24 protein-coding genes are annotated in these 22,331 nt (G+C 28.9%); 1 reads left to right on the plus strand and 23 read right to left on the minus strand.

Annotated elements, in window-relative coordinates; all coding sequences use genetic code 11:
• Positions 1-198 precede the first annotated feature (198 nt).
• Positions 199-1,839, plus strand: coding sequence for a putative manganese-dependent inorganic diphosphatase (locus ACYQ1T_RS00690; RefSeq protein ID WP_459830790.1), 1,641 nt, complete (start codon positions 199-201; stop codon positions 1,837-1,839).
• Positions 1,840-1,868: 29 nt separating this feature from the next.
• On the opposite strand, the gene ACYQ1T_RS00695 is transcribed toward ACYQ1T_RS00690, so the two are convergent.
• From ACYQ1T_RS00695 to fliI, 23 genes are all read right to left on the minus strand, one after another.
• Positions 1,869-2,642 (minus strand): flagellar hook-basal body complex protein, encoded by a 774-nt coding sequence (locus ACYQ1T_RS00695; RefSeq protein WP_459830792.1) that lies wholly within the window; start codon positions 2,640-2,642, stop codon positions 1,869-1,871.
• A 14-nt stretch (positions 2,643-2,656) separates the two neighbouring features.
• Positions 2,657-3,439 carry a flagellar hook-basal body complex protein gene (locus ACYQ1T_RS00700; RefSeq protein ID WP_459830794.1) on the minus strand — a complete coding sequence of 261 codons (783 nt, stop codon included), beginning with the start codon at positions 3,437-3,439 and terminating at the stop codon, positions 2,657-2,659.
• The gene (locus ACYQ1T_RS00705; RefSeq protein WP_459830796.1) at positions 3,432-3,596 is read right to left on the minus strand and encodes a hypothetical protein; all 165 of its coding nucleotides are present in this window, start codon (positions 3,594-3,596) and stop codon (positions 3,432-3,434) included. The genes ACYQ1T_RS00700 and ACYQ1T_RS00705 overlap by 8 nt, the downstream gene beginning before the upstream one ends.
• Before the next feature lie 38 nt (positions 3,597-3,634).
• Positions 3,635-4,096, minus strand: coding sequence for a hypothetical protein (locus ACYQ1T_RS00710; RefSeq protein ID WP_459830797.1), 462 nt, complete (start codon positions 4,094-4,096; stop codon positions 3,635-3,637).
• A 12-nt stretch (positions 4,097-4,108) separates the two neighbouring features.
• Positions 4,109-4,834, minus strand: a complete 726-nt coding sequence (locus tag ACYQ1T_RS00715) for a FliA/WhiG family RNA polymerase sigma factor (protein ID WP_459830798.1) — start codon at positions 4,832-4,834, stop codon at positions 4,109-4,111.
• A gap of 15 nt (positions 4,835-4,849) precedes the next feature.
• Positions 4,850-5,488 (minus strand): flagellar brake protein, encoded by a 639-nt coding sequence (locus ACYQ1T_RS00720; RefSeq protein WP_459830800.1) that lies wholly within the window; start codon positions 5,486-5,488, stop codon positions 4,850-4,852.
• Between the two features lie 12 nt (positions 5,489-5,500).
• Positions 5,501-6,364 (minus strand): MinD/ParA family protein, encoded by an 864-nt coding sequence (locus ACYQ1T_RS00725; protein WP_459830801.1) that lies wholly within the window; start codon positions 6,362-6,364, stop codon positions 5,501-5,503.
• Positions 6,358-7,491, minus strand: a complete 1,134-nt coding sequence (gene flhF, locus ACYQ1T_RS00730) for a flagellar biosynthesis GTPase FlhF (protein WP_459830802.1) — start codon at positions 7,489-7,491, stop codon at positions 6,358-6,360. Before flhF ends, ACYQ1T_RS00725 begins: the two co-directional genes overlap by 7 nt.
• Positions 7,488-9,557, minus strand: a complete 2,070-nt coding sequence (gene flhA, locus ACYQ1T_RS00735) for a flagellar biosynthesis protein FlhA (RefSeq protein WP_459830803.1) — start codon at positions 9,555-9,557, stop codon at positions 7,488-7,490. The genes flhF and flhA overlap by 4 nt, the downstream gene beginning before the upstream one ends.
• Positions 9,541-11,418, minus strand: a complete 1,878-nt coding sequence (locus ACYQ1T_RS00740; RefSeq protein ID WP_459830805.1) for a fused FliR family export protein/FlhB family type III secretion system protein — start codon at positions 11,416-11,418, stop codon at positions 9,541-9,543. The genes flhA and ACYQ1T_RS00740 overlap by 17 nt, the downstream gene beginning before the upstream one ends.
• A gap of 13 nt (positions 11,419-11,431) precedes the next feature.
• Complete coding sequence (fliQ, locus tag ACYQ1T_RS00745; protein WP_459830806.1) at positions 11,432-11,701, minus strand: flagellar biosynthesis protein FliQ; 270 nt, start codon at positions 11,699-11,701, stop codon at positions 11,432-11,434.
• Between the two features lie 10 nt (positions 11,702-11,711).
• Positions 11,712-12,485, minus strand: coding sequence for a flagellar type III secretion system pore protein FliP (gene fliP, locus ACYQ1T_RS00750; protein WP_459830807.1), 774 nt, complete (start codon positions 12,483-12,485; stop codon positions 11,712-11,714).
• A complete protein-coding gene (locus ACYQ1T_RS00755; protein WP_459830809.1) occupies positions 12,475-12,873 on the minus strand; it encodes a flagellar biosynthetic protein FliO in 399 nt (132 codons plus the stop codon). Before ACYQ1T_RS00755 ends, fliP begins: the two co-directional genes overlap by 11 nt.
• Before the next feature lie 13 nt (positions 12,874-12,886).
• Entirely contained in the window at positions 12,887-13,336 is a 450-nt protein-coding gene (locus ACYQ1T_RS00760; RefSeq protein ID WP_459830810.1) for a flagellar basal body-associated FliL family protein, read from the minus strand.
• A 3-nt stretch (positions 13,337-13,339) separates the two neighbouring features.
• The gene (locus tag ACYQ1T_RS00765; protein WP_459830812.1) at positions 13,340-14,083 is read right to left on the minus strand and encodes a flagellar motor protein MotB; all 744 of its coding nucleotides are present in this window, start codon (positions 14,081-14,083) and stop codon (positions 13,340-13,342) included.
• Positions 14,083-14,889: a motility protein A gene (locus ACYQ1T_RS00770; RefSeq protein WP_459830813.1), complete on the minus strand. Its 807-nt coding sequence runs from the start codon at positions 14,887-14,889 to the stop codon at positions 14,083-14,085. The genes ACYQ1T_RS00765 and ACYQ1T_RS00770 overlap by 1 nt, the downstream gene beginning before the upstream one ends.
• 14 nt (positions 14,890-14,903) lie before the next feature.
• Positions 14,904-15,095, minus strand: coding sequence for a flagellar FlbD family protein (locus ACYQ1T_RS00775; protein ID WP_459830814.1), 192 nt, complete (start codon positions 15,093-15,095; stop codon positions 14,904-14,906).
• A 100-nt stretch (positions 15,096-15,195) separates the two neighbouring features.
• Positions 15,196-17,829, minus strand: coding sequence for a flagellar hook-basal body complex protein (locus tag ACYQ1T_RS00780; RefSeq protein WP_459830816.1), 2,634 nt, complete (start codon positions 17,827-17,829; stop codon positions 15,196-15,198).
• 74 nt (positions 17,830-17,903) lie between these two features.
• A complete protein-coding gene (locus tag ACYQ1T_RS00785) occupies positions 17,904-18,290 on the minus strand; it encodes a TIGR02530 family flagellar biosynthesis protein (RefSeq protein WP_459830817.1) in 387 nt (128 codons plus the stop codon).
• A gap of 8 nt (positions 18,291-18,298) precedes the next feature.
• Positions 18,299-19,093 (minus strand): flagellar hook capping FlgD N-terminal domain-containing protein, encoded by a 795-nt coding sequence (locus ACYQ1T_RS00790; protein WP_459830818.1) that lies wholly within the window; start codon positions 19,091-19,093, stop codon positions 18,299-18,301.
• Between the two features lie 11 nt (positions 19,094-19,104).
• On the minus strand, positions 19,105-20,544 hold the full coding sequence (locus tag ACYQ1T_RS00795; RefSeq protein WP_459830820.1) for a flagellar hook-length control protein FliK: 1,440 nt from the start codon (positions 20,542-20,544) through the stop codon (positions 19,105-19,107).
• The gene (gene fliJ / locus ACYQ1T_RS00800) at positions 20,541-20,993 is read right to left on the minus strand and encodes a flagellar export protein FliJ (protein ID WP_459830821.1); all 453 of its coding nucleotides are present in this window, start codon (positions 20,991-20,993) and stop codon (positions 20,541-20,543) included. The genes ACYQ1T_RS00795 and fliJ overlap by 4 nt, the downstream gene beginning before the upstream one ends.
• Before the next feature lie 19 nt (positions 20,994-21,012).
• On the minus strand, positions 21,013-22,320 hold the full coding sequence (gene fliI / locus ACYQ1T_RS00805) for a flagellar protein export ATPase FliI (protein ID WP_459830823.1): 1,308 nt from the start codon (positions 22,318-22,320) through the stop codon (positions 21,013-21,015).
• Positions 22,321-22,331 lie beyond the last annotated feature (11 nt).

Raw genomic sequence — 22,331 nt, forward strand, 5'->3', positions numbered from 1 at the left:
TATTTATTATTTTTATGTAAATTATGCACTTATTTAATTTAAATAAATTAAAATCATTTAATTTCTTCTATAATTCGCTAAATAATTACGTTTATTTATCAAATTTCTACATATACTTTTACTAGACTCCTTTACAAATTCTCTACTTATATATTAGAATGAAGTATAAATAAATTTATTGCTAAGGAGGCATAAGACTTGAAAGATATAATTTATGTAACTGGTCATAAAAATCCAGATTCAGATTCAATATGCGCAGCTTATTCATATGCTGAATTTAAAAATAAGACAGGCAATATTCCTGCCATACCTGTAAGACTTGGAAATGTAAGTCAAGAAACTCAATTTATTTTAGATTATTTTGGTGTGGAAGCACCTAGATTCTTAAAAACAGTAAAACTTAAAGTTGAGGATTTAGAATTTGATAAAATAAGTCCTGTAGCACCTGAAATCTCATTAAAGAAAGCTTGGAATATAATGAGAGATAAAAATATTAAAACTTTACCTGTAGCTGATGAAAATGATCATCTATTAGGTGTTTTAGCTATCTCTAACTTAACTTCATGCTATATGGATATATGGGATAATAGAATTTTAGCTAAAAGCAATACATCACTAGAAAATATAGTTGATACGCTTTCAGCAAAAGAAGTTTATGTTGATGAAACTAGAAACTCTTTCCCTGGAAAAATAATAGTTACTGCTATGCAACCTGAAAGTATGAAAGATCATATAGATGAAGGTGATATTGCTATAGTTGGTGATAGAGAAGAAGTTCAAAATGCACTTTTAGATCTTAATATATCATTAATGATAATTACAGGATCACATGAACCACAACAAGCTATAATAGAAAAAGCTAGAAAGAATAATGTAAGTGTTATTGTAACACCTCATGATTCATTTACTGCTTCAAGACTTATAGTTCAAAGTATTCCTGTTGGATATGTTATGGTAAAAGATAAGTTAGTAACATTCTCAACTGAAGATTTAGTTGATGATATTAAACCTGTTATGGTAGAAACTAGATTTAGAAGCTATCCTGTAACTGATACTAACGGTAAAGTAGTTGGAACTGTTTCTAGATATCACTTAATATCAAACTATAAAAAGAAAATAATACAAGTTGATCATAATGAAAGAGGTCAATCAGTAGATGGTTTAGAAGATGCGGAAGTATTAGAAATTATTGATCATCACAGAGTTGCTGATATTCAAACTAATAACCCAATATTCTTTAGAAACGAACCATTAGGAAGTACTTCTACTATAGTTGCTAAAAGTTTCTTTGAAAATGGTATAAGACCATCAAAACAAGCAGCTGGACTTTTATGTGGAGCTATTATATCAGACACATTATTATTTAGAAGTCCAACTTGTACAATACAAGATAAGAATATGTGTAAAAAGCTTGCACAAATTGCTGGCATAGATATTGAAAGTTTTGCTAAAGAAATGTTTAAGGCTGGTACATCCTTAAAAGGAAAAACTGTTGTACAAATATTTAATCAAGACTTTAAACCATTTTCAATTGAAGATACAAAAGTAGGTATTGCTCAAGTTAATACAATGGATATCGAAGGCTTTATGCCATTAAAAGAAGAAATGCTTAAATATATGGAAACTAAAGCTAAAGAAGCTAATTTAGACATGGTTATGTTACTTCTTACTGATATATTAAATGAAGGTTCTCAAATATTAGTTGCAGGTGATAAACCTGAAATAGTAGAAAAAGCATTTAAAGTTACATTAAAGGACAATACAGCTTTCCTTGATGGTGTTTTATCAAGAAAGAAACAAGTTGTTCCTCCAATTACTTCAGCTATTACTTCAGCATAATAAAAAGGTGGCTCTAAGCCACCTTTTTATTATTTTGATCTTAAGTTATTTACCATACTCCACATTTCATCAGCAGTTCTTACTCCCCTTGAGCTTAATTCAAAGGCTCTTTGAGTAACTATCATATCTGCAAATTCAGTTCCAATATCTACATTAGCTCCTTCTAATGCACCTTGATGGAAGTCCACATCTGTTGTTCTTTTAACTTCAGCTCCAGGAGCTTGAGTAAAAAGGTTATCTCCTACTGATAAAAATGCCTTATCTCCCACTGCTATATATGCTGGTACTTCTGCTACTTGTAAAAAATTATCTCTTTGTTTTATATATAACTGTCCTTTTTTATCTATTAAAAAATTATCTTTTGTAAAAGTAACATTATCTTCTGAGTAACCATTTAAATAATTAAGTTCTACCTTATTTCCTCTATAATCTACAAGTCTTCCTCTTCCATCAATTGATAAGGCCCCATCTCTTGTATAGAATGATTCTCCTGTAGGTGATATTACCTTTAAGTAACCATTTCCATCTAAAGCTAAATCTGTTGATTTTAATGTTTCCATAAGCATTCCTTGTGAATTATCTCTAAACCACTCTGAAGTCTTAACACCTGTTCCTATAGTTGAATTTTTATTATTTAGTGGTATCCCATTTCTATCTAATGATTCTGTTAATAAATCCTTGAAACCAACTTCTATTCTCTTATATCCCATTGTTGTAGAATTGCCTAAATTATTAGATATTGCATCAAGTCTTTCTTGATTAGCATTCATTCCACTTTTTCCAGTCCATAATGTTCTTAACATAGCTTTTCCTCCTATTATCTAACTGCACCTATCTCATTAGCTGCTTTTCCCAAAGTTTCATCTAATGTTTGAATCATCTTTTGGTTTGTTTCAAAATTTCTCATTGTTGTTATCATATTTACCATTTCATTTGATACATTGACATTAGAAGCTTCTGTATATCCTTGTTTAACAAAGACTTGTGCATTATATTCAGGATTTTGTCCTCTATAATAATTGTCTCCTATTTTTTCTAAGCTTTTATAATCTTTAAAATCAGCCATTGCAAGTGAATGAGTAGATCTATTTCCTACAAATAAATTATTACTTTTATCTAAAACAAACTTTTCTCCACCTATAAATATTGGTTCCATGGCTCCTGTATTTTTGTTTATACCAAGAACCTTATCACCGCTAGTATTAATTAAATATCCATTATTTCCAACTCTAAAGCTTCCATCTCTTGTATAAACATTTTCTGTCCCAGTAGCTGTTGCCTTTTGTATTGTAAAAAATCCTCTTCCTTCAATAGCAAAATCTGTTGGCTTTTTAGTTGATTTAATTAACCCTTGAGTAAAAGCAGTATCTACACTATCAATTTTTGCCCCAAGGCTTATACTTCCTAGCTTTTGAACAATATTTTGATTTCCAACTATTTTATCTTTATTTTGAAGCATAACTTCATCAAAGCCTTTTACAGATAAATTATCACTTTTAAATCCATTTGTATTTGCATTTGTTATATTATTCGTTATATTAGCTTGTTTATTTTCCAATGTTATTAAACCAGATACTGCTGTATATAAACCTCTAATCATTTTTGCCATCTCCCTTAAATAATACTTTGCACTCACCTTCATAGTGCATTCCCATGCCTCTAGCTTTTTCTTCTATTTTATCAGGTGAAATACTTCTATTGAAGTTATATCCAAACATTAAAATAACAGTTAAAACCATACCTATTCCTATACCCATAAGTATTTTTCTATCACAAAAAAACTCTACTGATGATTTTAATTTTTTAATAAACCTTTTATTAATAGTACTTCCCCCTTACCTATAGACAATTTATCACATATTTCATCTTCTGTTAAACCTTCATCTAGAAGATCTTTAACTATATTAACCTTATTTTTTTTATCTTCTTTAATATTGAAGTTTATTTCTGAAACAACTCCATTTTCTATACTTGGTAAAGCTGTTTTATTTTCATTATTCTTTATATTATCGTCTTCTAATTTAATATTCTTAATAGAACTAATTGAAGTTTTTAGTTCCTCTATTTCTTTCTGTAAGTCTAATACTGTTTCTGCTAAATCTTTTCTAATAGATATTATTTCAATATCATAATCTCTATTAGAGTTTTTTTCCTCTTTTTGTAGCATTGCAATAAAGGATTTATCTTCTTTTTTTATAGCTCTAACATTTAGAATTATTAAAGTTATTCCTATTAATAGTATTAATATAGGATTCATTTTTCTCCCACCTTATATGTAGTTTACACTCTCCATTATTCCTCTTAAATTTCTAATAGCTCTACTATGTAATTGACAAACCCTAGATTCTGATACCTCTAAAATTTGTCCTATTTCCTTTAATGTTAGTTTTTCATAATAATATAATGTTAATATTAATTTATCTTTTTCTTTTAGCTTATCTATAGACTTAGCTAAAACTTCTATTTTCTCTTTATCTTCTAATGTTTCTTCTGGAGATGGACTATTTTTATCCTCTAACATCTCAATTACCGCTACTTCATCTTCATCTGAGTATATAATAGATTCTAATGATACAACCGACATATAATTAATATAGTTTTCTACTTGAAAAACTTCATCTATATCAATATTCAAGTCTATAGCAATTTCTTCTACCTTTGGTTCCCTCATATATATATTTTGAAGTTTTTCTACAGATTGATTATATTTAGCAAGTTTATCCATAGCACCTTTTGATATTGGTCTCTGCTTTCTAATTTCATCAATCATAGCACCTCTAATTCTTATAGTAGCATAGGATGAGAACTTCATCCCTTTACTTGCATCGTATTTACTTATTGCATCTAAAAGCCCTATAATACCATATCCTACTAAATCTTCATATTCTATATATTTAGTTTTTCCTATCATTACCCTTGAAGCTAAGTGCTTTACAAGAGGTATAAATTTTTCAACAATCTGTTCTTTGTGTAGTGATGGGCTTTGATTTTCCATAAACAAATACCTCCTCTAAGATAACTCCCTTTGCTTTCTCATTATTGTAAAAACAGTCTTAATTATTTTTTCTCTTGTTCCATTATCTATATCACAAAATTTTATTCCACAAATATATCTATTATCCTCAGTTTTTTCTTTTCTAACTATTTTTCCTCTAATAATTATCTTTTCATTTTGATAAATTAAATTTCCAACTATACTATCTCCATATGAAATATCTTCTTTTATTTTAATTTTCATACCACCACCACTTAGATCTAATAAAAGTGCTGGATTAAACTTCTCTTCCTTTTGAAAATCTCTTATTAAAGATTCTTCTTTAATATAATTTATAACTTGTACTACATTTACTCTTACATAATCTCTTCTTTGTATTTTTCTAATATCATATGGTTTTCCTAATTTATAAAATGGTATATTATTCTCTATTACTCTACCTAAAACTTTACATTTATAGTTAAATACATTTCCTTTATCATCATAATAAACTTGATCTACTTCGTCTCCATCTCTCATAGTTAAATATATTCCATTACATACTGGTATACTTATTAAACTTTCTTTTTCATTAATATCTTGAATTACACTTTTATATATTTCTTCATCCCATAATATAGCTACTTTGTTATTAACCCTTATATTTAACTTCATTATAATCCCCCATTAAGAAAAAATATTAAATAATTTTTTAAAAAGCCCTTGTGCTCCTAATCCCTTTTCTACCTTTTTTTCTCCCATAATTTTACATGAGATTTCTTTGATACATTTTGCAGCATCTGAATTTGGATAACTTATTAAAAATGGTATCTGCTCTCTTACAGCCATTATAAGTTTTCTATCTTCATATATACATCCTAGATAATTAGTCTTTAGTTTAAGAAATTTTTCTACAGCCATTTTAAACTTTATAAAAGTCACTTCTCCCTCTTTTTTATCTAAAACTTTATTTACTACAATATTTACCTTATTTTTTATTTTAAAATGATTTACAGCTTTTAGCAAGCTATATCCATCAGTTAGTGATGTTGGCTCTGGAGTAGTAACTAATATAAGTTCTTCTGAACAAGCGATAAAGGCTAAAACACTTCTGCTTATTCCTGCACCTGTATCTATTAAAATATAGTCAAAACCTTCTAGCATCTCTATTTTTCTTAAAAATAAATCCCTTTGAATTTGATCTAAATCTTCGATATTATTTAATCCACTTCCACCTGGTAATAACTTTACTCCTTCAGGTCCATCAACTATTACGTCTTCAATAGCTAAATTTTCCTTCATTAAATCAAGAACATTATTTTTTGTATATATACCCATTAATACATCATCATTTCCCATACCTATATCTGCATCAAAAATTAAAACTTTATTCCCATTTCTACTTAATGATATAGCCAAGTTAACAACGAAATTACTTTTTCCAACGCCACCTTTACCAGAGGTAATAGTTATTATTCTAGCTTTTTTATTATTAGAAACCATGCTTTCACCACTAGCTAATCTTCTTAAACTTTCTGCCTGGTCTAACATATAGTTTCCTCCCCTAATATTAACCTTTTAAGTTCTTCCTTTGTAGGGATTTTTATATCATCTGGTACGTTTTGCCCTGTTGTAATATAGGCTATTTTCCTTTTTGATCTTTTGGCTATATTAAAAATAGCTCCATAGGTGCTTGTTTCATCTAATTTAGTTATTATTAACTTTTCATATCCAAGCTCTTCATATCCAGATAATATTGTTTTAATATCTTTATTTTTAGTAGTTCCACTAATAACTAATGCAATATGATCTGCATTTACTTTTTGAATAAATGCCCTAAGTTCTGATATTTGCATTGAATTTTTACTACTTCTTCCAGTTGTATCGACAAGAATAACATCACAATCCTTCAAGCTATTTACTGCCTCTTCCATTTCTTTTAATGTTATTACAACCTTAAATGGAATATTCATAATTTCCGCATAAGTTTTTAGCTGCTCTACAGCACCAATTCTATATGTATCAATAGTTATTAAGCCTACCTTTTTCTTCTCTATCAATGAAAGTCTACCGGCAAGCTTAGCTATTGTTGTTGTTTTTCCAACTCCAGTTGGTCCAACTAAAGCTACTTTACCTTTTAATTCACTATTCCATAATTCTATTTCGCTATCAATTACTTTTTTAAAATCTTCTTTAAATATCTCTATTTCTTCTTTACAAGTTTCTTTTATCTCATTGTAATATTCACTATCTATATCTAAATCTTTTAGTAAATCCTCTCTTAAGTCTTTACTTTCTTCTTTAGTTGTATTTTTAATTACTTTATTTAATAATTCTTTTATTTCTTTTACTTCGTTTTCTAACTCTTTTTCTTCTTTTATAACTTCTATCTTCTTATTTTCATCAACTGAAGTGTCATTAATTAGTTTTTTTAATCCATCTAGAGATTCCTTAAAATCTATATCTTCATCCTTCTCTACGCTTACTTTTTTTCTACTATCTTTTTTACTATTTTCCAATGCTGCTGTTACTTCTATAAGCTTTGGTGAAAAATATCCTTTAATTCCAGGCTCTCTAACTTTTCTTTGGCTAATAATTATAGCATCCTTACCTAGCTCATATCTAATTCTTGTTAAAGCCTCATTCATATTCTTAACTGTATATTTTTTTATTATCATTGTAATGATACAACTCCTTCAGTTCTTATTTCCACATCATTTGGAATTTCATTTAAAGAAATAACCATAATATGTGGAAATACCATTTCTATTAGCTTTCTAAATACTGAACGAACATTTGGTGATACTAATATTACAGGTTGATTATTATGGAAATATACCATCTCTATAGTATTTCTTAAAGATTCTAATATTTTACTTGTAGTATCTGGATCAACAGCTGGGAATGAACCTTGCATTGATTTTTGAGTATTTGCAGCTATTATTTCCTCTATTTGTGGTGATAAAGTAACCACAGTAATACTTCTATTTTCATCTATTATTTGATTACATATTGTTCTTGCTAAAGAAAATCTTACATACTCTGTTAATAACTCTAAATCTTTAGTAAGTCTTGAATTATCTGCTAAGGATTCCATAATTGTTACCATATCTTTTATTGGAACTTTTTCCTTTAAAAGATTTTGTAATACCTTTTGTAATTCACCGATAGTCATTAAATCTGGTATTAACTCTTCAACTACAGTACTATATTTTTCTCTTGTATTATCAACTATTAATTGAACTTCTTGTCTTCCAAGTAACTCATAGGAGTGTCCCTTAATTGTTTCAGTTAAATGAGTTACCATTACAGTTGTAGGGTCTACTACTGTTAATCCCTTTATTTCAGCTTCTTCTCTTTGATCTTTATTAATCCATACCGCAGGAAGATTAAAAGTTGGCTCAATTGTTCTAATACCTGCTATTTGTGAGTTTTCTCCTGATGGGTCCATACATAAAAGCATATTTGCCATAAGCTCTGCTGAAGCTATAATTGTTCCCCTTATTTTAATAACATATTCATTAGTTTTAAGTTGAAGATTATCTCTAATTCTTATAGGTTGTACAACTATACCCATTTCAATTGCACATTGTCTTCTTACAGAAGCTATTCTTTGAAGTAAATCACCACCTGTAGATTCATCTGCTAAAGGAATTAATCCATACCCTATTTCTACTTCCATAGGTTCTACAGAAATTAAAGTCATAACATTTTCTGGCTCTTTTCTTTCCATTTCTGTAAATTCTTCTTCTTCCTTTAATATTTCTTCTTCTTCCTTTTTTTGCTCTTCCTTATATAGCATATAAGATAAAAATCCTGCTGATAATGATAATAGTAAAAAAGGAAACATTGGCATCCCTGGAATTAAAGATATAAATAACATTACTGCTGATACTATTCCTGTTGCAATAGGAAAAGCTGTAAGTTGATTTGTAAATGTCTTACCAAAGTTATCCGCTGAACCTGATCTTGTAACTAAAATACCTGATGCTGTTGATATTAAAAGAGCTGGTATTTGTCCAACTAGACCATCACCAATTGTAAGCCTTGTATATAATTCACCAGCTTGAGAAATATCCATATTTTTTTGTATTACACCAATTACTATACCTGCAACTATATTTATTATAGTAATTATAATTCCTGCTATTGCATCTCCCTTTACAAATTTCGATGCCCCGTCCATGGCTCCATAAAAATCTGCTTCTGATTGCAAATCTTGTCTTCTTTTTTTAGCCATTGTCTCATCTATTAAACCTGCATTTAAATCTGCATCTATACTCATTTGTTTACCCGGCATAGCATCTAAAGTAAATCTTGCAGATACTTCTGATACTCTTCCCGCCCCATTTGTAATAACTACAAATTGTATAATAACTATAATTAAGAATATAATAACTCCTACTACATAATTACCACCAATTACAAATTCTCCAAAGGCAGCTATTATTTTTCCTGCATCACCTTCACTTAAAATTAATCTTGTCGATGATATATTAAGACCTAATCTAAATAATGTTGTTACAAGTAATAATGTAGGAAATACTGATAATTGTAATACATTTGTTGTAAACATAGTAATCATAATAATTACTGCTGATAATGTAATATTAAATGCTAATAATATATCTAATATAAATGATGGAAGAGGTATAATAATCATAAGTACAATACCTAAAACACCAAAGGCAACTAATACATCTAAATTTTTCTTAAATTCTAACCTTCTATCTAAAAGCAACATTATCCCATCCTTTATACTCTAGTACATCTTCTTTTTTTTTCTTTAATTTGTACACCATAGCTAAAATTTCAGCTACTGCTTGGTACATATCTTGTGGTATATCTTTATCAATATCCACTTGCTCATATATCATTCTTGCTAGTGGTTTATTTTCTATAATTGGAATATCAACTTCCTTAGCTTTTTCCTTTATTTTCATAGCTATTATGTCAGCTCCTTTAGCTATAACTTTAGGAGCTTCCATTTCACCCTCTTCATACTTTATAGCTACAGCTAAGTGTGTTGGATTTGTTATTACTACTGTTGCATCTCCAACTGATTGCATCATTCTTCTTTGTGACATTTCTCTTTGTTTTTGCTTTATTTTAGATTTTAACTGTGGATCTCCTTCCATTTGTTTATATTCCTCTTTTATTTCTTGCTTTGTCATTTTAAGTTCATTATTATGTAGCTTAAACTGAACAAAATAATCTATTGCAGCAATAGTAACTAATAAAATAGCTATCTTATTAAATATACCTAAAATTAGAGATTTTACTTCTCCACCTAATGTAGGTAAATATAAATTTCCAATTTGCATTATACTATCAAAGTTATCTTTTACATATCTATATCCTATAAAGGCAACAATAGATACCATAATTAAATTCTTAACTAAATCTATTAACGCTTTTTTGGAAAACATATTTTTTAGCCCATTTATAGGATTTAATTTTCCAAAAGATGGTTTTATGGCATCTTTTGTTATTAAAAATCCTGATTGTGCTAAACTAGCGGCAACTCCAGCTATCATTATTGGTAATACTACTGGCATTAAAGCCACTGCTATCTTACTAAGAACAAGATAGTTCAATCCCTTTACACTATTTTCATTAATCTTAATAGCACTTAAATCATTTAAAAAATATATAACATTATTTTTTAAACTAGAAACTAAAAAAGTACTAAGTCCTGCAATAACTAATATTACTGCAATCATTGTAAGTGCAAGCCCTACATCTTTACTTCTAGCTATCTGTCCTTTTTTTCTAGCATCACTCTTTTTCTTTGGAGTTGCTTCTTCAGTTTTTTCATCTGCTGCAATTATAAACAAAATAGGAAAGGCTGTCATAATTTTTCTAAATATATCTGGTAAATAGCTAATACTACTTATAAATAGCTTTATTATTATTGGTAATGCTACCCCTATAGCAATTATTCCTACTAGCATCTTTACCGGCATACCAAGAATCATTACATTTATTTGTGGGACTGCTCTCGAAACAAGTCCCATACAAAGATCTGTTAATATAATTATCAATACTATTGGTATTGCAATTTTCAATCCTATAACAAAATATTTTGCTATTATTTCTATAAGTACCATCATAGTTTCCCCATAAAGAATTCCATTACCAAGTGGTACTAGCCTGAAACTTTCCATAATTGATTTAATTATCATATGATGTCCATCTATAATAAAAAAAATAATCATTGCAACGTAATGAAGTAAGTTTCCAGTTATTGTTGTATTTGTTTTACTATTAGGATCTAAAGTACTTACCATACTAAGTCCTATATGAACATCGATTAAACTTCCCGCCATAATAACTACTTCAAAAGCTATATTACTAATAAGTCCTAATATTAATCCAGTAGTTACTTCAGCTATCATATAAAAAATTAAAACATAATTGCTTGTAATTAAATTTATATTTGTATAATCTATTCCTCCAAGTACTGCTGAGGAAAATATTAAAGCAAATACTACTTTCAAAGTATTTGGAGTACCACTTGGAAAAAACACCTTAGCAATTCCCAAAAACGCAGTAACTCTTAAAAACACAAAAAATATAGCTAAAAAGTAGGCTGTATCTATCATACTGCTCTACCTCCTAGGTTGATATTTTAATAATAAGTTCAAATATTCTTTCTGTAAAGGCAACTATAGTATGCAGCATAAAACTTCCTAACATAAGCCCTACTGCTGCTATACCAAGTAATTTAGGAACAAATGTTAGTGTTTGCTCCTGAATTTGGGTAGTTGCTTGGAATATACTTATTATTAATCCAATTAATATTGCTACAATTAATATTGGTCCTGCAACCTTTAATGATGTAGCTAATGCATCTTTTACAATGCCAATTACTAAGTTTTCGCTCATTCCTTTTCACCTACCCACCAAAACTCATTATTAAAGATCTAACCATCAAATACCATCCGTCGACCATTACAAAAAGTAATAGCTTAAACGGTAAAGAAACCATTACTGGTGGTAGCATAAACATCCCCATTGACATAAGTACACTTGCTACTACCATATCTATTATTAAAAATGGTAAGAATAATAAAAATCCTATTTCAAATGCTGTCTTTAACTCACTTATTGCAAAAGCTGGAATAACAACATGTAAAGGGATATTTTCTTTAGTAATTCCCTCTTTATTAGTTTTTGAAGCTTCTATAAAAAGTTCTAAATCTTTTTGCCTAGTTTGCTTTAACATAAAGCTCCTCAAAGGCTTACTTCCAGCTTCCATTGCCTGTTCTTGAGTAATGGAATTCTCTAAAAATGGCTTAAATGCATTATCATTAATCTCTTTATAAACTGGCTGCATAATAAATATTGTTAAAAATAATGCTAGTCCAATTAAAATTTGATTCGGAATAGATTGCTGTGCTCCTAATGCACTTTTTAAAAATGAAAACACTACTATTATTCTAGTAAAACATGTAGTCATTATTATTATTGATGGTAACAATGTTAATATTGTTAATACAATTAAAAGTTTTATATTATCTACATAATTTTGAGGTGATGAATTTTCTCCTCCAATAGAAACATTAACATTAGGCACGCTTATTGGTTCAGCACTTACCTTAATAGTTGATGTAAATATTATTACTATAGCTAAAAATGTTATAAATAGGTATTTCTTTTTATTTACCATCTTTCTCTTCCTTCAACTTAGATTTACTCTTAAGCTTTAAAATTTTATCCTTTACTTTATCAAATAACTTTTGATATTGTAATGTTAACTCTTTCTTTTCCATATTTTTGCTATTTTCTAATTTTAAAATTTCTTCTTTTGATATTTCTTCTAATTTTTCTGTTTTTCCATTTGATATTGACATTACATAGCCCTTTTCACCTATTTTTAATAGGACTATTGAACTATCCTTTGACATCTGAATTCTCTCTAAAATTTTAATATACTTATTTTTATTTAGTTTATCTATTTTTTCTCCACTAAGTTTAAATGCTAAATACATAAGAGCTAATACTATACCTAATGCAAATACTAATTTAATAATCATAAATAAAAAACTTAATTCCATAGTTTACATCCCTTTATTGTACAATAATATCATTTATATATACGTCTATTAATGTACCTGATTTTAACTTTTGATTTAACCTCGTTAGCATATCTCCTTTTAGAACTGCTTCATTAGCAGGTTCAAAGGATTTTGCTTTACATGCTTTTAAATAAAATATTGCTGTATCTCTAAGAGCAACTTTCTTTTCTTTTAATTCTTTTTCTAAATCTTTATTTGATTTATTATAACTTACTGATACTGTAAGTTTTACATATCTCTTTGAGCCTTCATCACTAAGATTTACAAATATTTCTCCAACTTCAAAAAATGCTTCTTCTATAACAACAGGTGCAGTAGCAGCCCCCTTATTTAAATAAAAATAAACACTAGCAAAAGTTCCTCCACCTAAAATAGCTATTAGTGCTAAAGATATTATTAAAATCTTAGATTTACTTTTACTTCCATTCTTTTCTTCAGCCAATTTTTACCCCTCCTTATTAGTTGTCATTATTAAAATATTTACTCGTCTATTTTTAGCCATATTTTCATAAGTATCATTCGGAGCTACTGATCTATATGGTCCATATCCTGCAGCACTAAATCTGGATGCATTTTGTCCCATTGCTTCTACAAAATATCTTACTACATTTACAGCTCTATCCGCCGATAATTCCCAGTTTGATGGGAATTTTGATGTATTTATTGGCCTATTATCAGTATGTCCCTCTACTAAAATTTCATTATCTATAGATGTTATTAATGAATTAATAGTCTTTAATATAGCTTTACTATCTTCTCTTAAATCTGAACTTGAAGTTTCAAATAGAATATTATCTCTAAGTTGAATTACAATACCTCTATCACTATCAATTATATCAGCTACTGATTGTAAATCATTTTCATTAATAAATTCTTTTACTATTCTGTACATCCTTTTTTGTTCAGTTTCAACATTACCTTCAGTATCACTTTCAACCTTTATTTCTCCTCCAATAAGAGGAACTTCTCCATTATATAAATCGTATTGCATCAAAGAATCTCCACTTTCTCCTCCCATACTTAACTGAAAAGCTTGAGCAAGTTTCTTTATTTTTTGATTATCTACTGATGACATAGAATATAAAAGAATAAAAAATGTAAGAAGTAATGTAATACAATCTGCATAAGTTGCTAACCATTCATCACCTTTAGATTCCTCATATTGCTTCTTTTTTCTTCCTTTAGCCATTAAATAACAACTCCTTCATTGCTTTCAATAGTGCTATTTAAATATTCTAATTTTTCCTTTGGTGGTAAATATGATAGTAGTTTTTCTTCTACAATTCTTGGGTTAACACCTGACTGTATTGCTAAAACCCCTTCTAACATCATTTCTCTTGTACCTACCTCTTTAGCACTTTTTTGCTTAAGGTTTGCAGCCATTGGATTACAAAAAAGATTTGCTAATACTGATCCATAAAAAGTAGTGATAAGAGCTTTTCCCATACCTGATGCTATATTAGCAACATCAGTTAAGTTTGCAAGCATTTGAATTAACCCTATAAGTGTCCCTATCATACCAAAGGCTGGTGCATATACCCCCCAAGTACTATAAATCCCTGCACTTTTCATATGTCTACTTTCCATTTCTCCAATTTCAAGTTCTAATATTTCTCTAATTGTTTCAGGTTCTATACCATCTACTACCATTTGAAGACCTTTTTTAAGAAAAGTATCATCTAGTTCAGAAATATCGTCTTCTAACGATAGTAACCCTTCTCTTCTAGCTTTTTTAGATAAATCTGTAAACTGAAGTATAATTTCTCTAGATGAAGATTTATTTTCTTTAAATGTTTGTACAAATACTTTTGCTAATGTTTTAACTTCACTTAATGAATAAGTAATTAAAACCGCACTAAATGATCCTCCAACTGTTATTAATACTGATGGAAAATCCCAGAAAATTGTTAAACTACTTCCTGCAAGCATTCCATAAACTAATAGTATTCCTCCAATTATTAATCCAGCAAAGGTTAATGCATCTGACTTTTTCATAATTATGCCTCCTACTAAACCCTATATGTAACGATTTTATTTTTATATCTTATAACCTTTTCCACAACTTCATCAACTTCTTCTAATACAAGATATTTTTTTCCGTTTGTTAAAGTTATTAAAGTTTCAGGAACCTCTTCTATCTTCTCTATATGGTCTGCATTTAAAATAAAATCTTTATTATTCATTCCAGTTAAGTTAATCATAAATTCACCTCCATGTTTTATGGAAAATATAATTGATTGCGGGAAATAGATATAAAGATACCTTGAATCTATTCCCCATCCTTAATTTATTATTTGAAAACTATCTCTTTAAATTAATTATATCTTGAAGTATTTCATCACCAGTAGTTATCATTTTACCAGCTGCTTGGAAAGCTCTACTAGAAACTATCATATCTGTAAATTGTCCTGCTAAATCTACATTTGACATTTCAAGCATTCCTTGTAAATTTTCTCCATACCCCTTTGAATTATCATCATTAAGAGTTCCTACACCACTTTTTATAACAGCTTCTCCTGAGTTAACTGAACCACCATATAAATTTCCACCTAATTTAGTTAGTCCTTCTGGATTTTTAAAGCTTGACATTGCAATTTGTCCTAAAGCTGCAACTCTACCATCTTCTAAAACTCCATTTATTATTCCATTTTTAGCTATTGTATATGATTTAACTCTTAATTCTATATCAGTTCCTGGAATTTTCACCTTATCTGGAATCTTAAGAGTCTTAAGCTTACCGTCATATGATTTTAAATTTTTAGTTCCATCTACAAAATTTATGTTTCCATCATTATTTATACTTTCTATAGGTGTACCTCCCATAGTTTCTTCTGATACTACTCCACCTACTTCAATAGGTTTTCCTGTTACATTAACCCCTTGATCAATACCTTTTTCTGCAAGAGCTTTATTTAAAGCCTCTTGTACATTACGTGTTGATATAGCATTAGCAGTTACAAAGTCACCATTAACTATAATTGTTTTATTTTTTTCATCTATTTTAGCTTCAGTTTTTGTTCCTGCCGTTATTTGACCTATTTGAATTTTATAACCATTTAATGAAGCTCCCTTGTCAAGTTCAAGCTCCATGCCTCCAACAAGAACTTTTCCTGGAGCTTTATCAATTTCTCCACCTTCAACACTATCAGATGTTAATCCTGTATAAGGCCTTGATGTTCCTGATATTTTAACCTTTGGTTGTTCAACTACATACTTTTTAGCTAACTCTTCATTTATTTTATTTTCTAAATCCTTAGCTGCAACTTTCTTAGTAAAGTCTCCTTTAATTACAAGCTTAGGTGGATTCCCCCCAGCTGCTTTAGTATATTCTACTGAAAGAGTTGGTTCATTAATATCTGCTATTTCAAATGTAACATTATTTAATAAATCACTCTTTGGAAGTTCTACATTTAACCCTGCTATATTAAGTGCCTTTGGTGAAGTAGCTGTTACACCATCTTTAAACTTTACTTTATTCGCAACTTTTGCATTATCAATAGTACCATTTACAGTAAGTTTTGTTCTTATTCCTGCAGTTTTTAATGCATTATCTAATTTCCCTTGTAAATCTACATTTGTAAATTTAGCTGGCGCACTAAAATCACCTTTTATTATAATATTTCCATCTTCTACAACTACTGAAAGATTTGTACCTGCTGCCGATTCTGCAATTGAAATTGTATAGTCATTTAACTCTGCATTAGTTGCTCCTGTAAATGTAAATCCTCCAATTGAAAGATCTCCTTTAGCTATTTCATTTACTAAAGTAGGTGCCTTATCATTTTTCCCACTATCATCTGATGCACCTTTTATATTACCTAAAGTTGCTGGTGCTCCTGTAACCTTTGCTTCTTGAGTAAAGCCAGCTACTTTAAGCTTTCCATTAATTTCATCTTGTAAATCTGATGAATTAAATGTTTTATTTAAAAAGTCTGCACTTATTACAATTTTTTTTCTTCCATTCTCTACTTTTGCTTCAAGTGTCTTAGGTGCAATCTCTCCAATTTCAAAACTATAGCCATTTAATCCACTACCTTCACTAAGTTGAATTGTAAATCCACCTATACTAATAGCTTTTGGAGCAGATGCATCTGTTCCTCCTATAATAGCTTTAGAACTTAAGTTTTCTATATTTATTGGTTTGCCTGAAACAAATATTTGTTGTGAAAGCCCTGCTGATGATAATCCCTTATTAATTGCAGATTCTACTTGTGCTGTTGTTAATGCACCTGGAGTAGAAAAATCACCATTTACAATTATAGTTTTTTCATCTTTTTTAACATCAGCTGATGTAACTGTTCCTGGTCCAACTGATCCTAAAGCAACTTTATATCCATTTAACTGAGAACCTGGTCCAAATCTAAAATCTAATCCTGCCGTGTTTATAATACTTGGATTCTTACCTGTTGCTTCCATTGCGCTATCATCATTAGTTAATGAATATCCAAGCACTCTAAATCCAGCTCCTGTTAATAAATTTCCTGCTTCATCTAAAATAAATGATCCATCTCTTGAATACATAATTTCTGAACCTGATTTTGCAAGTGATTGTCCAGTTATATTATGAGCTCCTGCTCTATGATTTACTTCTAAGTTGCCATTATAAATTGCAGGCCCCTTACTTACCATAAAGAAACCATCACCATCTATTCCAACATCTAAAGATCTTCCTGTTGGTTGCATTGCACCTTGAGTCATTACTGAATCAATACTTGAAAGTTGAACTCCAAGCCCTACTTGACTTGCGTTAACTCCCCCCTGATTACTAGATGGTGCCATAGCATCTGATACATTTTGGCTTAACATATCACTAAATCTTGCTCTTGAAGATTTAAATGAAGTTGTTCCAACATTTGAAATATTATTTCCTATAACATCTAATTTTACTTGGTTTACTTTCATTCCGCTAATTCCGGAATACATTGATCTTAACATAATTATCCTCCAACCCTTATATTTTACCTTGCTTCTATCCTTCCACAAGGTTTAGCCTCCTAAATAGGTCCGGCCTATAAAACTACTACGCTATCTATATTTGTAAATATATTATCCTTAGCTCTTTCTTTCTCTACAGCAGTAATAACTGTTTTATTTTCTATACTTGCAATAAGTGCAACATCCTTATATAACATTACAGAATTTTTAGCACCTTTTCCTTCAGCAATTTTAAATCCTTTTGCGATTTCGTTCATATCATATTGAGTAAAATTAATTTCTCTTAATCTATCTGCTGCATGTTTTGAAAGTGTATATTCTTCATTTTTTATTGTTTTATTTAAAATTTCACTAAAGCTACCTTGTTTTATTTTATTATTTCTATTTTCATTTAGTTCACTAGTTGGTCTTTCAAAATTACCAACTGGATAAGCTTTTCCATTTATTATTCTAAAGCCCATCTAATCACCTACTCTTTTTCGGTTACTTCACCATTATCTTTTTCTGAATTGTCTTCTTTAAATATCTCTGATTTAGAATTTGCAACCTTAGTAACTTTATCATAGGTAAATTCTTTTATTTCATCTGTTCCATGAAGTTTTATTCTAACTTTAACTAAACCATCATCTTTAAGAACTCCTAAAACTTCACCTGTTAATTTATTCTTATCAATATCTACTTCATTTAATTCAACATGTTTCCCAATAAAAGCTGATGCAACTAATAAAGAAATATTTCCATTCATATTATTAAGTGGTGGAATTGAGTAATTTGGAACATCTAATACTGTCACTATTTCTGACATATCAAAATCTTTATATATATTTTTTCCATTTTCACTTACTTCAACCGAAACTGTTGTTTTGCCACTTTTTATAGTTACCGCTTTAACCACTCCAGTATAAGGCTTTCCTTCACTGTCAACAGATTTCATAGTAACACCCTTACCAACTAAGTCATTTGATGCAAATCCTGTCATAGTAGTATTTAAGTTTGACATCTGCTCCATGCTTGCAAATTGAGCCATTTGAGTTATATATTGGGTTGAATCATTATTCCCCATTGGATCCATATTAGCTAATTCTGCTGATAATATTTTTAAAAATGCATTTTTATCCATATCTTCACCAGGTTTCATTATCTTTGTCCCACGATCAGTAGCTCTATTTAGTCCTCCAGAATTACTAGCATTATTTAACCCTGTTCTATTTAAATTATAATTTCCAGCTTTTGTTCTATTAAAATTCTCAATTATACTTGACAATACCTTCCCTCCTAAGCTAGTAGATTTACATTACTATCATTATGAGTATCTCTACCTTCCTCTAAATCTTCTAATCCATTTATTTTTATTGTTTTATTTTCATTATAACTTTGGTTTTCTTTCTGATTGTTAAAGTTATCTCTTTGATTATTTCCACTAAAAAATGTAGTATCTTCTTGATATAATCCAATATTAACATCATGGATTTTTATATTTTGATCAGATAATCCTTTTTTAATATCATTTAGATTAGAATTTAAAAGATTATAGGTTTCTTTTGATGTAGCCTTAATTTCAGCTCTCATAATACCCTCTTCTGAAAGTATTTTTATTGTCATCTCTCCAAGTTCTTTTGGATAAATTTTTACTTTCAATTCAGATATTTCATTTCTCATCATGAATTTTACATTCTTTATTATATCCTCTCCCATAGTTTGCTTTAAAACTGGAATAGGTTCTTTTATAATATCTATATTTCTCATTGCAATTCGTTCATAAGGGGATAAAACCTTAGAAACATTTAAATCTTCTTTTCCTAATATTTTTGATAAAACTTTATCTTCCTTTAACAGTCCAGAAATTTCTTTTTCTTCTTTTTTTACTCCTGTTTCTTCAAACTTACTTTCAGTATTTTCTAAATTAGAAACTTTATTTATATACTTTAAATCTTGATTTTTAATTGTAGATAATTCGTTTTTTTCTTCTGAGAAATTACTATCTACTTTAATAGATTTATCTTCTAAAACTATTTTTTTTAAATTCTGATTTAAACTATCTTTATTTTTTCCTTTTACATTACTTAAATCTTCTTTATTTAATATTCTTTCTTTTAACAAGCTTAATATTTCATTAACTTTAACTAACTCTTCTTCAGATAATGTTTTTGGTAAATTATCTGACTCTACTTTATTTAATAATTTTACTATTAAATTTTCTATTTTTTTAATATCTACTTTACCATCTACATCTATTAAAGTTTTTTTATTTTCTATATTCTCTATTAAATTTGATATTTTATTTTTCAAATCTATATTTAAACTTTTAATACTTAAATTATCATCAATATTATTAATAGATTCTGATTTTACTTTTTCTTCATCTACTTTTGTACTTCTTACTTCAACAGATACTTGTAATAAATTAGCCATTTTATTTAAAAGTAACATAATTTCTTCTAAAGTATTCTCATCAAAATCATTTCCTTGGAAATTATCTTCTAATAAAAGTTCTTCTATTTTATCTGATATAGTTAAAATATCATCATTTACTTCTTTGTTTTTTATATTTAATTTTTCACTTTCATTAGTTTGATTTTTAGAGTATGTTATTTCTTTCTTTAATATATCCTTAAAACCTTCATTAGGAGTATTTGTAACTTCTTTTGACATTTTTTCTTTTGGATAATCTTCTCTAATATTTCCTACACTTTGAATTGAATTTACTTCCATCATCTACTTTTCACCTCCCTTCCTTGAGTTCTCATATATGCATAAAGGGCAAATTCATCATTAGATATTTGCTCTAATCTATTTTGCTCTATATCATATGCTAACTTTTGTTTTTCCTTTAATATATCAACTGTTTTTCTTTCTACTTGTTTTTGTATTAAATCATCTCTTCTAATTTCTACTTCTTTATTTTTTATAACAACTTCTTTTTCTGTTATATCTATTCCTTTATTTAAAGCAAACAAATAATTTTTCTTTATTTTTTGATATACTAAAGATTCTCCTTTATTAATGCCACTATATTTTTCATAGCTTTTTTTCAAGTCTTGTAATTTATATTCTGCAAGCTGCTTTTCTCTTTGAGATTCAGTAAATAATCTTTTACTTTCCTCTTCTTTTTCAATTCTAATTTCAAGAAGCTTTTCTAATCCAAATTTAAACCCACTTGCCAAATTATTTCCTTCTTTCTACTTAATTAAATAATGATTTAAGTATATTTATAGAATCCTCAAAGGTTGAGGATTCTTCAACTCCTTGTCTTAAATAATTATTAAGAGCATCATTATATTCTATTGCTAAATCTATTTTGCTATTTGATCCCTTTACATAAGCTCCTAGATTAATTAAGTCCTCTGAGTCTTTATAGGTTGCTAAAAGATCTCTAGCAATAGAAGCTGCTTCCTTATGGTTATTTTCTGCTATATTAGACATAAGTCTACTTACACTATTTAATATATCTATGGCTGGATAATGATTTTTGTGAGCTAAACTTCTAGATAAAACTATATGTCCATCTAATATACCTCTTACAGTATCTGCTATAGGTTCATTAAAATCATCACCATCAACTAAAACTGTGTAAATTGCAGTTATAGACCCCTTATCTGATGTTCCTGGTCTTTCCATTAATTTAGGCAACTTTGCAAATACAGATGGTGTATATCCTTTTTGCGCTGGAGGCTCTCCAATTGCAAGTCCAACTTCCCTTTGTGCCATTGCAAATCTCGTTACAGAATCCATCATTAAAATAACTTTTTTCCCTTGATCTCTAAAATATTCTGCTATTGCCGTTGCAGTTAGAGCTCCTTTTATTCTTATAAGAGCTGGTTTATCTGAAGTTGCACATACAATTACTGATTTCTTCATTCCCTCTTGACCTAAATCTTTTTCTATAAATTCTAAAACTTCTCTTCCTCTTTCTCCTATTAATGAAATAACATTAACATCGGCATCTGCTTCTCTTGCAATCATACCAAGAGTTGTACTTTTCCCAACTCCAGATCCTGCAAATATACCTATTCTTTGTCCTTCACCTATTGTTAAAAATCCATCTATAGCTCTTATTCCAGTTGGAAGAACATCCATTATTCTTTTTCGTTTTAATGGATCTGGAGGTTGATTTTCAAGGGGATATTTCTCATGGTTTTCTATCTCATTTCCTTCTAAAGGATTCCCAAGACCATCTAAAATTCTTCCTAAAAGTTCATTTGAACATTTAACCTCTAGGGGCCTCCTTTCTGGTACAACTCTACAACCTGGAGCTATTCCTGTTAATTCTCCTAGAGGCATTAAAAGAACAGCATCTTCTCTAAATCCAACAACTTCACATTTTACTTCTTTGTTGTCTAAATTATATATTGTGCATAATTCTCCTACAAAACCTTTAATTCCTTGTACTTCGATAGTTAATCCAATAACTTGTTTTACTTTTCCTTCATAGTAAACTGGATTAATTTCATTTACTCTTTTTGTTATCCCTTTGAAGTCTATATCTATCATATAACTGCCTC

This window comes from Clostridium carnis, assembly GCF_054657435.1.